This window comes from Pseudomonas paraglycinae (assembly GCF_021601625.1).
GTDB lineage: Bacteria > Pseudomonadota > Gammaproteobacteria > Pseudomonadales > Pseudomonadaceae > Aquipseudomonas > Aquipseudomonas paraglycinae.
On sequence record NZ_BQHR01000004.1, the window covers coordinates 350,292 to 362,044 of the forward strand.

General features: G+C 61.8%; 13 protein-coding genes. 3 read left to right on the forward strand and 10 right to left on the reverse strand.

Annotated elements, in window-relative coordinates; translation table 11 throughout:
* Nucleotides 1-133: 133 nt before the first annotated feature.
* Together ccoN and L6D82_RS08305 are read left to right on the forward strand one after the other, a co-directional pair.
* On the forward strand, nt 134-1,561 hold the full coding sequence (ccoN, locus tag L6D82_RS08300; protein ID WP_236188686.1) for a cytochrome-c oxidase, cbb3-type subunit I: 1,428 nt from the start codon (nt 134-136) through the stop codon (nt 1,559-1,561).
* A 15-nt stretch (nt 1,562-1,576) separates the two neighbouring features.
* On the forward strand, nt 1,577-1,798 hold the full coding sequence (locus L6D82_RS08305) for a cbb3-type cytochrome c oxidase subunit 3 (RefSeq protein ID WP_236188688.1): 222 nt from the start codon (nt 1,577-1,579) through the stop codon (nt 1,796-1,798).
* A gap of 132 nt (nt 1,799-1,930) precedes the next feature.
* On the opposite strand, the gene L6D82_RS08310 is transcribed toward L6D82_RS08305, so the two are convergent.
* Both L6D82_RS08310 and L6D82_RS08315 read right to left on the reverse strand, forming a co-directional pair.
* Complete coding sequence (locus L6D82_RS08310) at nt 1,931-2,422, reverse strand: hypothetical protein (protein WP_236188690.1); 492 nt, start codon at nt 2,420-2,422, stop codon at nt 1,931-1,933.
* Nucleotides 2,423-2,537: 115 nt separating this feature from the next.
* Nucleotides 2,538-3,047, reverse strand: a complete 510-nt coding sequence (locus tag L6D82_RS08315) for a GNAT family N-acetyltransferase (protein ID WP_102718943.1) — start codon at nt 3,045-3,047, stop codon at nt 2,538-2,540.
* 410 nt (nt 3,048-3,457) lie between these two features.
* On the opposite strand from L6D82_RS08315, the gene L6D82_RS08320 reads away from it, so the two are divergent.
* Complete coding sequence (locus L6D82_RS08320) at nt 3,458-3,829, forward strand: DUF6124 family protein (protein WP_039772362.1); 372 nt, start codon at nt 3,458-3,460, stop codon at nt 3,827-3,829.
* A 134-nt stretch (nt 3,830-3,963) separates the two neighbouring features.
* Here the strand turns inward: L6D82_RS08320 and L6D82_RS08325 are convergent, their stop codons facing one another.
* From L6D82_RS08325 to L6D82_RS08360, 8 genes are read right to left on the reverse strand one after another with little or no spacing between them, the layout of a single operon-like run.
* Nucleotides 3,964-4,941 (reverse strand): LysR family transcriptional regulator, encoded by a 978-nt coding sequence (locus tag L6D82_RS08325; RefSeq protein WP_236188692.1) that lies wholly within the window; start codon nt 4,939-4,941, stop codon nt 3,964-3,966.
* A 39-nt stretch (nt 4,942-4,980) separates the two neighbouring features.
* The gene (locus L6D82_RS08330) at nt 4,981-5,913 is read right to left on the reverse strand and encodes a peptidylprolyl isomerase (protein ID WP_373870900.1); all 933 of its coding nucleotides are present in this window, start codon (nt 5,911-5,913) and stop codon (nt 4,981-4,983) included.
* A gap of 11 nt (nt 5,914-5,924) precedes the next feature.
* Complete coding sequence (locus L6D82_RS08335) at nt 5,925-6,392, reverse strand: YbjN domain-containing protein (RefSeq protein ID WP_102718353.1); 468 nt, start codon at nt 6,390-6,392, stop codon at nt 5,925-5,927.
* Between the two features lie 29 nt (nt 6,393-6,421).
* On the reverse strand, nt 6,422-7,051 hold the full coding sequence (locus L6D82_RS08340) for a DNA repair protein (RefSeq protein WP_236188694.1): 630 nt from the start codon (nt 7,049-7,051) through the stop codon (nt 6,422-6,424).
* 16 nt (nt 7,052-7,067) lie between these two features.
* Entirely contained in the window at nt 7,068-8,765 is a 1,698-nt protein-coding gene (locus L6D82_RS08345; protein WP_102687638.1) for a putative porin, read from the reverse strand.
* 39 nt (nt 8,766-8,804) lie between these two features.
* Entirely contained in the window at nt 8,805-9,509 is a 705-nt protein-coding gene (locus L6D82_RS08350; protein ID WP_102687639.1) for an energy transducer TonB family protein, read from the reverse strand.
* Nucleotides 9,510-9,512: 3 nt separating this feature from the next.
* A complete protein-coding gene (locus L6D82_RS08355) occupies nt 9,513-9,938 on the reverse strand; it encodes an ExbD/TolR family protein (RefSeq protein WP_007955109.1) in 426 nt (141 codons plus the stop codon).
* Between the two features lie 11 nt (nt 9,939-9,949).
* A complete protein-coding gene (locus tag L6D82_RS08360) occupies nt 9,950-11,749 on the reverse strand; it encodes a DUF2341 domain-containing protein (protein ID WP_102687640.1) in 1,800 nt (599 codons plus the stop codon).
* Nucleotides 11,750-11,753: the final 4 nt, after the last annotated feature.

Genomic DNA, 11,753 nt, shown 5'->3' on the forward strand with positions numbered 1-11,753 from the left:
AGGCAGCGCTTTGATCTGATCCGCATAAATGAACAATTCCTGAGCCTGTTTTGTTTCCGGTGGGGTTTCTACAGTGCAGCTCGTGCCAGACCGGGTGGCCTGGCAAGACTTTGCAACCGTGGATGAACTGACCATGAGCACAGCAACAATCGGACAGGCTTATAACTACAAGGTCGTCCGCCAATTCGTCATCGCGACTGTTTTCTGGGGTGTCGTGGGCATGGCGATGGGGGTATGGATCGCCTCGCAACTGGTATGGCCGGACATGAATCTGGACCTGCCGTGGACCACCTTCGGCCGCTTGCGACCGTTGCACACCAGCCTGGTGATTTTCGGCTTCGCCGGCAGCGCGCAATTCGCCGCCAGTTACTACGCGGTGCAGCGTACCTGCCAGGTGCGGCTGTACTCGGACAAACTCGCAGCGTTCACTTTCTGGGGCTGGCAATCGGTGATCGTGATCATGCTGGTCACCCTGCCGATGGGCTACACCACCACCAAGGAATACGCCGAGATCGAATTCTCCGGCGCGGTGTGGATGGCGGTGGTCTGGGTCGCCTACGCCGTGGTTTTCTTCACCACCGTGGTACAGCGCAAGACCAAACACATCTACGTCGGCAACTGGTTCTTCGGCGCGTTCATTCTGGTGATCGCCATGCTGCACGTGGTCAATCACCTGTCGATTCCGGTGGACTGGTTCAAGTCCTATCCGGTGTATTCCGGCGCCACCGACGCCATGGTGCAGTGGTGGTACGGGCACAACGCGGTGGGCTTCTTCCTGACCACCGGGTTCCTCGGGATGATGTATTACTTCGTGCCCAAGCAAGTGAATCGGCCGGTGTATTCGTACCGGTTGTCGATCGTGCATTTCTGGGCGCTGATCACCCTGTACATCTGGGCCGGCCCGCACCATTTGCATTACACCGCGCTGCCGGACTGGGCGCAGTCGCTGGGCATGGCGATGTCTTTGATCCTGCTGGCGCCGAGCTGGGGCGGGATGATCAACGGGATGATGACCCTGTCCGGCGCCTGGCATCAGTTGCGCACCGACCCGATCCTGCGCTTCCTCGTCCTGTCGCTGGCGTTCTACGGCATGTCGACCTTCGAAGGCCCGATGATGGCGATCAAGACCGTCAACGCCCTCTCCCACTACACCGACTGGACCATCGGCCACGTACACGCCGGTGCGCTGGGTTGGGTGGCGATGATCACCTTCGGCGCGACCTATCACATGGTGCCCAAGGTCTTCGGCCGCGAACGCATGCACAGCACGCCGCTGATCAACCTGCACTTCTGGCTGGCGACCATTGGCACGGTGTTGTACATCGCTTCGATGTGGGTCAACGGGATTACTCAGGGCCTGATGTGGCGGGCGATCAACGAGGACGGCACGCTGACCTACTCGTTCGTTGAAGCGCTGCAGGCCAGTCATCCGGGGTTTGTCGTGCGGTTTGCCGGTGGGGTGTTCTTCCTCAGCGGCATGTTGCTGATGGCCTATAACGTGTGGCGCACGGTGCGCGTTGCCGACGTTGCACTCGCCCATCGTGAAGCGCAGATCGCCTGATAAAGGGAGCCGGTCATGTTCGATGTTTTCTTGAATGTGTTGGGCGTGTTGTTTTTGTGGCTGGCGGTGGAGTACTGCTTGCGGCACGAGACGGCCGAGAGCCTGGATGAGGCGAGTCTGACGCCGTTTGCGGATGATCCGGAGGTGGCGCGGCGGGTTGAGTTGGCTACGGGTAAAACCGTGAAGGCAGTGGCGCCGGAGATAGCCAAACCGGGCTGGATCAACCTCGAAATGTGAGCCACCCCTAGCTGATCGTTCCCACGCTCTGCGTGGGAATGCCTCAAGGGACGCTCCGCGTTCCAGCTCCGGAAGGGACGCGGAGCGTCCCGGGCTGCATTCCCACGCAGAGCGTGGGAACGATCAAGTGTGTCAACCTCGATCGCGAGGGATGAGGCTCTGCAGTTGCTGCGCGAGAAAATTCGCATCGAAGGCAAACGTATCCGGATCCTTCAACCCATTAGTCTTACGCCACTGCCAATCACCATTGGGCAACCCCACCAACGAAACACTCCCGTACCGCGCCGCCGTCAACCCCACCACCGCCAGCGAAATCTGCCCGCCACTGCCCATCACATCCGGCACAAACTCCACCGGTTTGCCGGCAATCACGATGCTCAGTTTTTCAGTCTTGAAGGTTGAGGTCTCAACCGGCGTGCTCGGCCCGAACGCCACATAAGCCTCCCGACCCACCTCCAGCAAACCCGGCGCCTGCACCGGCTCCAGCCATTGCTGAATCTGCCCGAACAACTCGATAATCCGTGTGGCCCAGGTCGCCGATTGCGTCTCGAACAATTGCTTCTTGTGCGCTTCGCTGTCGGCATAGTGGCGAAGCATTTCGCCCAGTTGCTGTACGTCGTCCATTGCGGTGTTCCTTCAAGGAGCGGTGCTGCGGACATCGAGCATGGCAGATGCCGATGACGACCGTGCAAGTCATTTGCCTGCACGGTCGCCTCGTCGACCATTGACGGACAGAAGGTCAGCGTTTGCGCAGCCGCGCCATGCTCAAGGTGTCGACCCATTGCCCGTCACGCACAGCGTAATCGCGGAACAGGCCCTCGTTTTCGAAGCCGAACTTGCGATAGAGGCCGATGGCCGCCTCGTTGTCGGCGTACACCGAAAGCTCGACCCGGTGCAGGTTCATCCAGTTGTCGGCAATGTCCAGCGCCGCTGCCAACAGCTTCGAACCGACACCCTTGCCCTGCCACGCTACCGCAACGGCCATGCCGACACTGCCCGCGTGACTGCGGCGAATTCGCGAAAAAGCCTCCAGCCCGAGATGCCCGATCACCGCACCTTGATGCAACGCCACCAGTTTCACCATCCGTTCGTTTTCCGGCATCAGTCGTTGACGCCAGATCTCGGCAGACTGAAACGGCATCTGCAGAACCTGCCGGGTCACAGCCGGGTCGTTGTAAAGCGCGGTGACGCCTTCGACGTGGGATTCGCTGAAGCGTTCGAGGTGAATGGCGGGGTTGTGCTCAGGCATGAAAGATCCCTCCTGGATCAGTGCGTGGCCGGTCACTGTAAACCGCTTCTTCACGGATTCGCCATGACTGTTTAAAGCCGTTGACCGAAACGTCCGGCAAGCCACAACGCCTTGCGCCATTGCCTACGCATCCGCCAGAATCCGCCGGCTTGTGCGCCTTGAGGGCCGGCTCTATCGTTTCCGGGTCGCTGATGAATCAGCGATCGGGTTTCGCAGCCCGGATCAATCAAGGCGCCCAGAGCGTCGTTTCCGTTCAGCATTCTTTGCTGGTCGCGTAATGGCGGTTGTGCGCGGGATACCTTCGGGTATGCCGGGTTCCTTGATTCCCGGTCTGCGAACCCGCGTACAGCTGCCACCTCCATTCGTTTCGCAGCGAACCGTGGCAGCTCCATCAATCAGGGAGTACTACCATGATCAAACCAACGCCAAATCCACCCGAAACCGATACTACCTCGCCCTACGAATCCCTCGATTCCAAGACATTCCACGAAGCCGCCGAACGCGCCCTCGACCACTACTTCAATCCCCTCCTCCCCAGAAAACCGCTGCTCAAACCCAACACCCGCTACCTCATCGCCCCCGGCATCGACAGCGAAGAACTGCTGGCCGACGCCTGCGAAACCCTGACCTCGGCCAAAACCATGGCCACCGACTTCGCCGGGCTGGTGGACGGTTCGCATCGGCATGTGCTTTTGGGCATTGCGCAGCTGATCATGCTGGGGGAACTGGCGGTGAATCGGGCGCTGGATAATCTGGAGTTGAAGGCCGAGGCGCCGCTTTAGTTCGATGATCGTTCCCACGCTCTGCGTGGGAATGCAGCCCGGGACGCTCCGCGTCCCTTCCGGAGCTGGAACGCGGAGCATCCCTTGAGGCATTCCCACGCGGACGGTTCGACGTGGGAACGATCTAAGAAAAATTACTCGAACCACTCCTGCCGCTCATTGAACGTTCGCTGAATCAACTCAACCAACGTCTGCACTTCAGCCACATCCCACGATGAGGAATTAACCGCCAACCAAGCCTGCAACCGCATCGCCTCTTCAAACAACCCCGGCAACGCCACCAACCCGCGATCAAACCGGCTCATGTACATCGGCAGCAAACCAATGCACGCGCTGCACCGGATCATCTCCAGCATCAGCTCATACGACTGCATCTGCACCACCCCGGCCAACCGCTGTTCGACCAGCTCATTCCACGGCCGAAAGCTGTCGATCTGCCGATCGTGCTGCCATTGCACCAGCATGAAATCGGCGAGGTCATCCGGACTTTCTGGCCGCGCAGTCACGCGGGAGTAGCGTTTGGCGATGTGCGGCTGATATTCCAGTTGTGCAAGGCGTTGCGGTTCGCTGGTGGCGAAGGTCGGGCCGGGGTGCGGGGTGTCGCCGTGGGCCAGCCACAGCACGATGTCGGCGCTGACGGCGCGCAGGGCCAGTTCGCTGTCGAGGGCGATGATCTCGAGGCGCACGCTGGCGTTGCGGCGCAGCAGTGCGATGAGGTCGCGGCCGAGGATGTCGTGCAGGATCGATTCGGCGACGGCCAGCCTGATCAAGGGTTGCTCGATTACCGGGAGTTTGCGTTCGTGGGCCAGCGCGATCAGTTGCGCCTGCAATTGCTGGCCTTCGCGGGTCAGGGTGAGCGCGCTGCCTTGAAAGCTGAACAACGCGCATTGCAGTTGCTGTTCGAGTTGCGCCAGTTGTTTGCGCAGCAGGGTCGAGCGCACGTTGAGGCTGCGAGCCGCCTGCATGAAGCAGCCGCAACGGGCGCTGACCAGAAAGTACTGCGCGACGTCGCCGTCGAGGGTCGCGGCTTGCGCCAGCCAGGGTTCGTCCTTGTCCCGGGGCCAGCGGAAATCGGCGCTGCTCTGTCGTGCTGCGGGTTCGGTGAATGACATCGATGACTCCCTGTCGATCTTTGTTTTGGTGTGCAGCGCTTAAGGTTTGCTCTCCAGCACCTTATTGAGCTCGGCCCCGTCGATACTCAGCGTTGCGGTGTTGAGCATGCCGTCCAGATAAGCCTGGGCGATCTGTTCCTGACGCTGTGCCCGCAAGGCCTGGGTCAGTTGATCGCGCAGCTCCTCAAGTGTTGCGGTGCGGGCCGGTTGTTGTTCGGTGAGTTTGATCACGTGGAAACCGGCGCTGCTCTGAACGGGATCAGAAACCGCACCAACCTTGAGTCGCGCCACCGCACCACGCACTTCCGGCACCAGTTGCTGCAACGGTTGCAGGCCGGTGTCGCCCCCGCGTTCGGCCGTGAGGCGATCCTGAGAAAACTCCTTGGCCAGCGCTGCAAAGTCCGCCGGGCTCGACTGGGCTTTCTTGCTCAACTCCGTCGCCTGTTTGCGCACCACCTCAAGATTCTGTGGCTCATTCACCCCAAGGAAAATCTGGCTGACCCGATACAGCGCGGGCGTCTGCCAATTGGCCTTGCCCGCGTCATACGCCTGCTGCAACTCGGCAGCGCTCGGGTAATCCGCCGGCACCTGGCTCACCGACTGCAAATAGTCGCGAAACACGATCTGTTCGGTGGCGGCGCGGGTCTGCCGCACCACGTCCGGGCGCTGCGCCCAGCCTTGGGCATCGGCCTGTTCCAGCACGGCTTTTTCGGCCAGACGTGAACGAATCCAGCGCTCGAGCGCCTCACGATTACCGCGCAGTTGCTCGCGGGTTTGCGGTGGAACAGCCGCCAGCAACGCCTGCAATTCCTCCGGCGAAACCTGCTGATTGCCTAATCTGGCTACTGCCGGTTCATTGTTCGCCGCAATCACCGGCGCCGGTTGCTGGGCGGCGACCGGGTCATTACCCGGCCGCACCACCAGCGCCACGGCGACCACCAACAGCGCCACCGCAGCGGCGCTGATTACCATGGCAGGTTTTGTCACAGCGCGACTTCCTCTTGCTCAACTTTTGGTGCCTGGGCAACGGCAGCGCTTTGGGTGAAATCACGCAGGTAAACGATGAACTCCTGAAGCAGGCGATCCCACAATTCCAGGTTGCCGCGCAGGTAATCGCTGCTGACGCCAGCCGCTACCACCACGTCCATTTCCATCACCAGAAACTCGCCCTGCAACGACAACCGGGCAAACCGGCGGGTCGCGTTCCACTGCTCGGCCACACCGGCCGGCAATTCACCCTGCACGCGCAAGGCGCAGCTGAAGGTGAAGTCGACGTAGCTGCCCTGCTCCGCCACCGCCGGGTTGCCGAAACGCACGGCATAACCGATGCCCTGGCTGGCGCTGAGCAACTGGACGATGCCGTTCTGTTCGGTCTGGTTGACGCGGTAACCGGCGGCTTGCAGTACGTCGGTCAGAGATTGCGGGGATACGTGGGAGATCAATTGAGTCATTACTTCTTCCTTGTCCATGAGTCTTTTAATCAGTGCGCGATCGCGGCTTGCGGCGCATCGAATTGAGTCTTGTACAGTTCGTCGCCAAAGCCCTGAGCCAGTTCATCGAACTTGACCCGGGCGCTGCCGGCGAAGGGCTGGCGGATCTTCATCACCTCGGCCACATCGATGTTTTCGTAGGCGGTGAGAATCTGCTTGGCCACGCCGTACATCTGCTGATTCTTGACCGAACATTGCTGCACTTGTGTGTCACGTTCAGCCAATTGCGCTTGAAGCTTAGACCGTTCTGCCTCTTTGGCACGGGCCATGACCAACAACTCGTCATAGGCTTTCTTGAATTTGCCGGTCTGCTCGTTGCTGGCCGCGACTTGCGCCTGGGCCTGGCTGTGCAGGCTTTGCTGCTGCCCGGCCAGTTGCTCGGCGAGGCCTTTGGCCTTGGCCAGTTCGGTGGTCAATTGCTTGATTTGCGCCTGCGCAGCCTTGGCTTCGTTCTGCGCCGCCAGTTGCGCGGCGCTGGTCTGGGCCTGCTGGCTTTGCAGGGTTTGCAGCTGCTGGGTGGTGCTGCGCAACTGGGTGCGCAGGCGTTCTTCCATGCCTTCGGCGCTCGCCCCGGTGGCAATCAACATCCAGAGCGCAAGCCATAAAAAGCGGATTTTCATTACCCTCTCCCGGCGCTTAGAAGCGCGTGTTGATCTCAAGCTGCATGACGTCGATATCGAACGGCGCGCCATACACCGCTTCCGAGCTCAACCAGCGGCCGGTGGCGTAGACGTTCTTCGCCAGACCGTAATTGCCCCCCAGAAAGTAACCCTTGGCGTTGGTGCCGCCGAGGTGGAACGACGAGTCGTTGAAGCCGTCCGGCAAGGCGTCCGGCTGGATGTACTTGTAGCCGGCGAACAGGTTCCAGTCGCCCTGCTTCTTCAGCTCCAGCGCATTGCCGAGAGTGAACTGGACCATCCACGCATTGGCGCCGCTTTCGATGTTGCCGTTGCTGTCGAGGTTGTTGACCAGTTGCCCGGCCGAACGCTTGCGCATGTCGCCTTCGTCGTAGCCGAGGTTGTGGATGTAGTTGCCCTGGCTGCGCAGTTTGAAGTCTTCCGGCAGGTCGGCGTCCCACACCACGTTGAGGTCCAGCAGGTTGAACTCGGACGCCAGGCCAACGAATTGCGGTTGCGGCGTGGTGGTCGGGTTGAGCGGGTTCGGCGTGATGTCACGCAGCAGGAACACGCTGTTGCCCTTCTGCATGAACGCTGCGCGGGTGCCGTCACTGTCGCAGCCGGGTGCGCCAGCCCACGGTTCGCAAGGGCTCGAGCGCTGGCCTTCGATGTCGTCGAAGCGGTAGTAGGCCAGCGCACCTTTCAAGCGATTGTTGCTGTTGATCGCCCATTTGGCGCCGATCTGCGCACCGTACAGCCATTTGTTGTCGCTTTCTTCCTTGTCGAAGCCGTTGCTGGTGGTGGTGTCGTTGGTGTAATCCACCGGGAACGCGCCGACGGTGCCGAACACGCCCCAGTCGCGGCTGAGCTTGTGGTCGAAAATCGCCGCCACGCCGTCGAAGTTCAGGTCGTTGGAATACAGCATGTCGGTGGACATGAACGGATTGGCGAAGCGGCCACCGGTCAGGGTCAGTTCATCCGACGGCTTCCAGGTCAGGTAACCCTGATCGAGCCAGATGTCCTTTTTCGAGAAGCCGCCGCCGAGGTTCTGGGTGGTCGACACCGGGTTGTTGTCCGAGCCGGTGCCGATGCGGATGCCGGCGGTCCATTCCGGCGAGATCACCGCTTTCATGCCCAGCCGGGCGCGCAGGCGGAACAGGTTTTCGCGGTCTTCGCGGGTGTTGAGCAACGGCGGCAACGCGGTGCTGCTGTTGGGGTTCACGTCGTACGGGCCATTGTTGTTGAGCTTGGCGAAGTCGACGATTTCGTTGCTGTTGCTGCCCGAGTAGTAGCGCGATTCGTCACGCAGGCGAATGTCGCCGTCGAAGCTGATGCGCGACGCCCAGTCCGGGAATGTACTGGGCGCCGCCCAGTTTTCCTGCTTGGCGGTGGCCATGACCTCGGCCTTGACCTGATCGCGGATCTGGTCGCGCACCGCGGCTGGCACGTATTGCACCCGCACATCGCCCGGCGCGGCGACCGGCCCGGCGGCCACAGCGGTAGACGCCGCAGCCTGTTTGGCCTGGGCCGCTTCGTTCTGGGCCTGGGCGATCAGTGCGTCGGCCTTGTCCTGTTTCAGAATGCCCTGCTCGACCAGCAAGCGGATCAGATTGATCGTGGCGTTCTCCGAGGGCGCAGGCGCTGCCGCGGCCTGACCGACCAGGGTCGCGATGACCATGCCGACCGCCAGGGACAATCGATTCACGTTGGAAATCATCTGCACACAACTCCTTTTCATACAGCTTTATGAATTCGGTTAACCCGGACGCCGCCCTTGCAGGGACATGCGCACAGGCAAGGTGATGGAGGCCGGTGGCCGCTCGCTCAGATGCGGCGCGTTACGCAATGCGGCCAACACCTGACTGTCGATCTCGGGGTTGCCGCTGGACTTGATCAGCTCGACCCGGGTGATCTCCCCGACGCTGCTCAGCCACACATCGGCCTGCAGCGAAAACGCCAGGTTGCGCAGGTCGGGGTTCTCGCGCAGCAGCTTCTGGAAGGTGAACGCGAGGAACTGGCTGTAGGTGCCGTTGCCAAGGCGCCCACCGCCGGAACCGGCCATGCCGCCGCCCTTGCCCGCGCCGATGTTGAAGGCGTCGCTGCCGCTCTGGGCGTCACCGTCAATCTGCATCGGGTTGGCCAGGTCGTCCGCCAGCGATGGCGGTGCTTCTTCCTCAGGCTTGACCTCTTGCGGCTCGGGCGTTGGCTCGGGCTCGACGATTTTTTCCTCGACCGGGGTTTCCGGCTCCGGCGGTTTTTCCGGCGGCGGAGGTGGCGGTGGCGGCAACGGGATGATCGTCGGCACCTTCGGCGCTTCCCGGCGGATGCCGCTCATGTCGTTGGCCCACTGCCACAACAGGAATGCCGCGACGGCGCCCAACAGCAGCCCGGCGCCCCACTTCACGTAACGCAGTGGCGACTTCTTCACCGGCAAAGGCTCGATTGGCAGTTGTGCAGTCATCACTCAGCCCTGCGTCGGTTTGCCGGTAACGAGACCGACCTGGGACAGTTCGAGCCGGCGCAGCAGATCCAGCACTTCGATGACCTTCTGGTACTGCACCGTGGCGTCGCCGCGCACAATCACCGGGAAGTCCGGGTTCTGCGCTTTCTCGATGCGCAGGCGTTCTTCCAGCTCCGGCAAGGTCACCGGGTAGGCGTCAAGGAACACCTGGCCGCCGTCGTTGACCGAAATCGCCTTGGTCTTGGCCTCCGACAGCGACACGGCGGCGCTGGCCTTGGGCAGGTTGATCTGGATCCCGGAGACCTGCGCGGTGGCGGTGAGGATGAACATCACCAGCACCACCATCAGCACGTCCACCAGTGGCGTGATGTTGATGCTGTCCACTGCGGCATCTTCGTCATCGTCGTGGGAGGCATTTACGGACGCCATGTCAGTGCTCCTCAGGCCGGTACGGAGTGGTTGGCGTGATGACCACGCTGATGCGCCGCTTCACTGGACTGGCCTTCGCCATGCATCTCCGCCAGACGAGTGATGAACTCGTCGACGAACACGCGCATGTCGGCGCTGACTTCCTTGTTGCGGGTGATCAGGCGGTTGTAGCCAAACAGCGCCGGGATCGCGACGAACAGGCCCATGGCCGTGGCCAGCAGGGCTGCCGCCATACCCGGCGCGATGGCGTTGATGTTGACGTCGCCGGCCATGGCCGTACCGAGGAACACCACCATGATCCCCAGCACCGTGCCGAGCAGGCCGATGTACGGGCCGCCGGCGATGGCGTTGGACAGGGTCGAAAGTTTCGAGCTGAGCTGCTGGTTTTCACGGGTGCGCACGCCGTCCATCGAACAGCGGATGGCTTCGATGGTTGCGGCGGAAACGGACGAGGTATCGGCGCCCTGCTCGCGGCGGGTGCGGATTTCTTTCACCGCCACTTGATACAGGCGCCACAGCGGCGAGTGCTGCAAACGCTGGGCGAGTTGGGTGTCGTCGGCGAACATTTCCAGACGGGTGCCGACCTTGGCGAACTGCACGCGAAAATCTTCGTTGGCGGCGGTGACGCGACTGAGGGTGCGGTTCTTGCGCAGCATGATGATCCACGACTGGAACATCATCAGCACCAGCACCGCGATGATCACCCAGGCGTCCACCGGTACCGCGTTGAGCAGGAAGCCGAGGCTGCCGAAACCGAAGCCGGACTGTTCTTCATCGACGCCAAAGGCGACCAGTTTCGACTCGGCACCCTGGGAAGTGGCGTCGGCCAAAAGCAGCGGCGCCGGGCGGGCGACTTTCGACAGCCGCAACTCGTCAATGGCGCCTACGAACGGCTGGAAAGGACCTTCATGAAGATCGGCGCCGATGGCCATGACCGAATTGAAGGCCGGCATCGCCTGAGCCAGTGCCGCGCCTTCGCGACCGTTGATGTACAGCGTCACTTTCGCGCCTTCAGCGGTCACTGCGACGTGCTGCCATTGGCCCGGATTCAGTGGCTGCGTAGCGACGGCGCGCTGGCCATCGATTTCCACAAATGGCACGCCCTGATTCACACCAACCAGCAGGCTGTTGGAGCCTTCGCGGCGGGCCAGGATCAGTTGCTCGCCATTGGCCTGATCCAGACGCAGCCAGGCACTGAAGGTGAAAGCGCTGCCAGCGTTGTGCTGCAGCGACGGACTGGCCGGCAACAGCAGCGGCTGGCCGCTGAACTGCAAGGCACGCCCTACTACGCCGTCGATGGCGGCGCCGGTCGCGCTCTGCGCGGTGTTGCCGTAAGCGGTGGTGTCTTTCGCCGGGGTGCCAGTAGCGCCGTCGAAGTGATAGAGCGCGGTGTAATTCGGATCGAACGTCAGTTGGCCATTGCCGGTGGCCGGCGCCTTCTGGTTGCCGTAGTACATCCAGATGTCCTGACGCTGACCGCCCTCGACATTCGGCACATCAACCCAGATCAGCGCCATGCCCATCAGCGCGTCGAAGCTTTCGATCTGGTGGTTGAGCACGGTCTTGTCATCGGCGGCGACGAAGCGCAGGTCCGAGCCGTCCTCTTTTACGCCATCAAACGTGAAGTTGCCGGTGTGCAGGCGCACCAGCAGCGCGGTACGACCGAGGGCCTGATTGATCGCGGCGCCTTGCGGCGTGGTGTCGACGGCGATCTGTTTGCGGTAATGCCAGTCGTCCTGCCACCAGGCCTGAGCCGTGGCCGGGAGCACGAAGCCCAGGCAGATCAACAACGAAAGGAAAAGGCGCTGCATGGAA

Coding starts and splice junctions, on each gene's coding strand:
- ccoN (WP_236188686.1), top strand. CDS start 134: ATGAGCACAGCAACAATCGGACAGGCTTATAACTACAAGGTCGTCCGC.
- L6D82_RS08305 (WP_236188688.1), top strand. CDS start 1,577: ATGTTCGATGTTTTCTTGAATGTGTTGGGCGTGTTGTTTTTGTGGCTG.
- L6D82_RS08310 (WP_236188690.1), bottom strand. CDS start 2,422: ATGGACGACGTACAGCAACTGGGCGAAATGCTTCGCCACTATGCCGAC.
- L6D82_RS08315 (WP_102718943.1), bottom strand. CDS start 3,047: ATGCCTGAGCACAACCCCGCCATTCACCTCGAACGCTTCAGCGAATCC.
- L6D82_RS08320 (WP_039772362.1), top strand. CDS start 3,458: ATGATCAAACCAACGCCAAATCCACCCGAAACCGATACTACCTCGCCC.
- L6D82_RS08325 (WP_236188692.1), bottom strand. CDS start 4,941: ATGTCATTCACCGAACCCGCAGCACGACAGAGCAGCGCCGATTTCCGC.
- L6D82_RS08330 (WP_373870900.1), bottom strand. CDS start 5,913: ATGGTAATCAGCGCCGCTGCGGTGGCGCTGTTGGTGGTCGCCGTGGCG.
- L6D82_RS08335 (WP_102718353.1), bottom strand. CDS start 6,392: ATGACTCAATTGATCTCCCACGTATCCCCGCAATCTCTGACCGACGTA.
- L6D82_RS08340 (WP_236188694.1), bottom strand. CDS start 7,051: ATGAAAATCCGCTTTTTATGGCTTGCGCTCTGGATGTTGATTGCCACC.
- L6D82_RS08345 (WP_102687638.1), bottom strand. CDS start 8,765: ATGATTTCCAACGTGAATCGATTGTCCCTGGCGGTCGGCATGGTCATC.
- L6D82_RS08350 (WP_102687639.1), bottom strand. CDS start 9,509: ATGACTGCACAACTGCCAATCGAGCCTTTGCCGGTGAAGAAGTCGCCA.
- L6D82_RS08355 (WP_007955109.1), bottom strand. CDS start 9,938: ATGGCGTCCGTAAATGCCTCCCACGACGATGACGAAGATGCCGCAGTG.
- L6D82_RS08360 (WP_102687640.1), bottom strand. CDS start 11,749: ATGCAGCGCCTTTTCCTTTCGTTGTTGATCTGCCTGGGCTTCGTGCTC.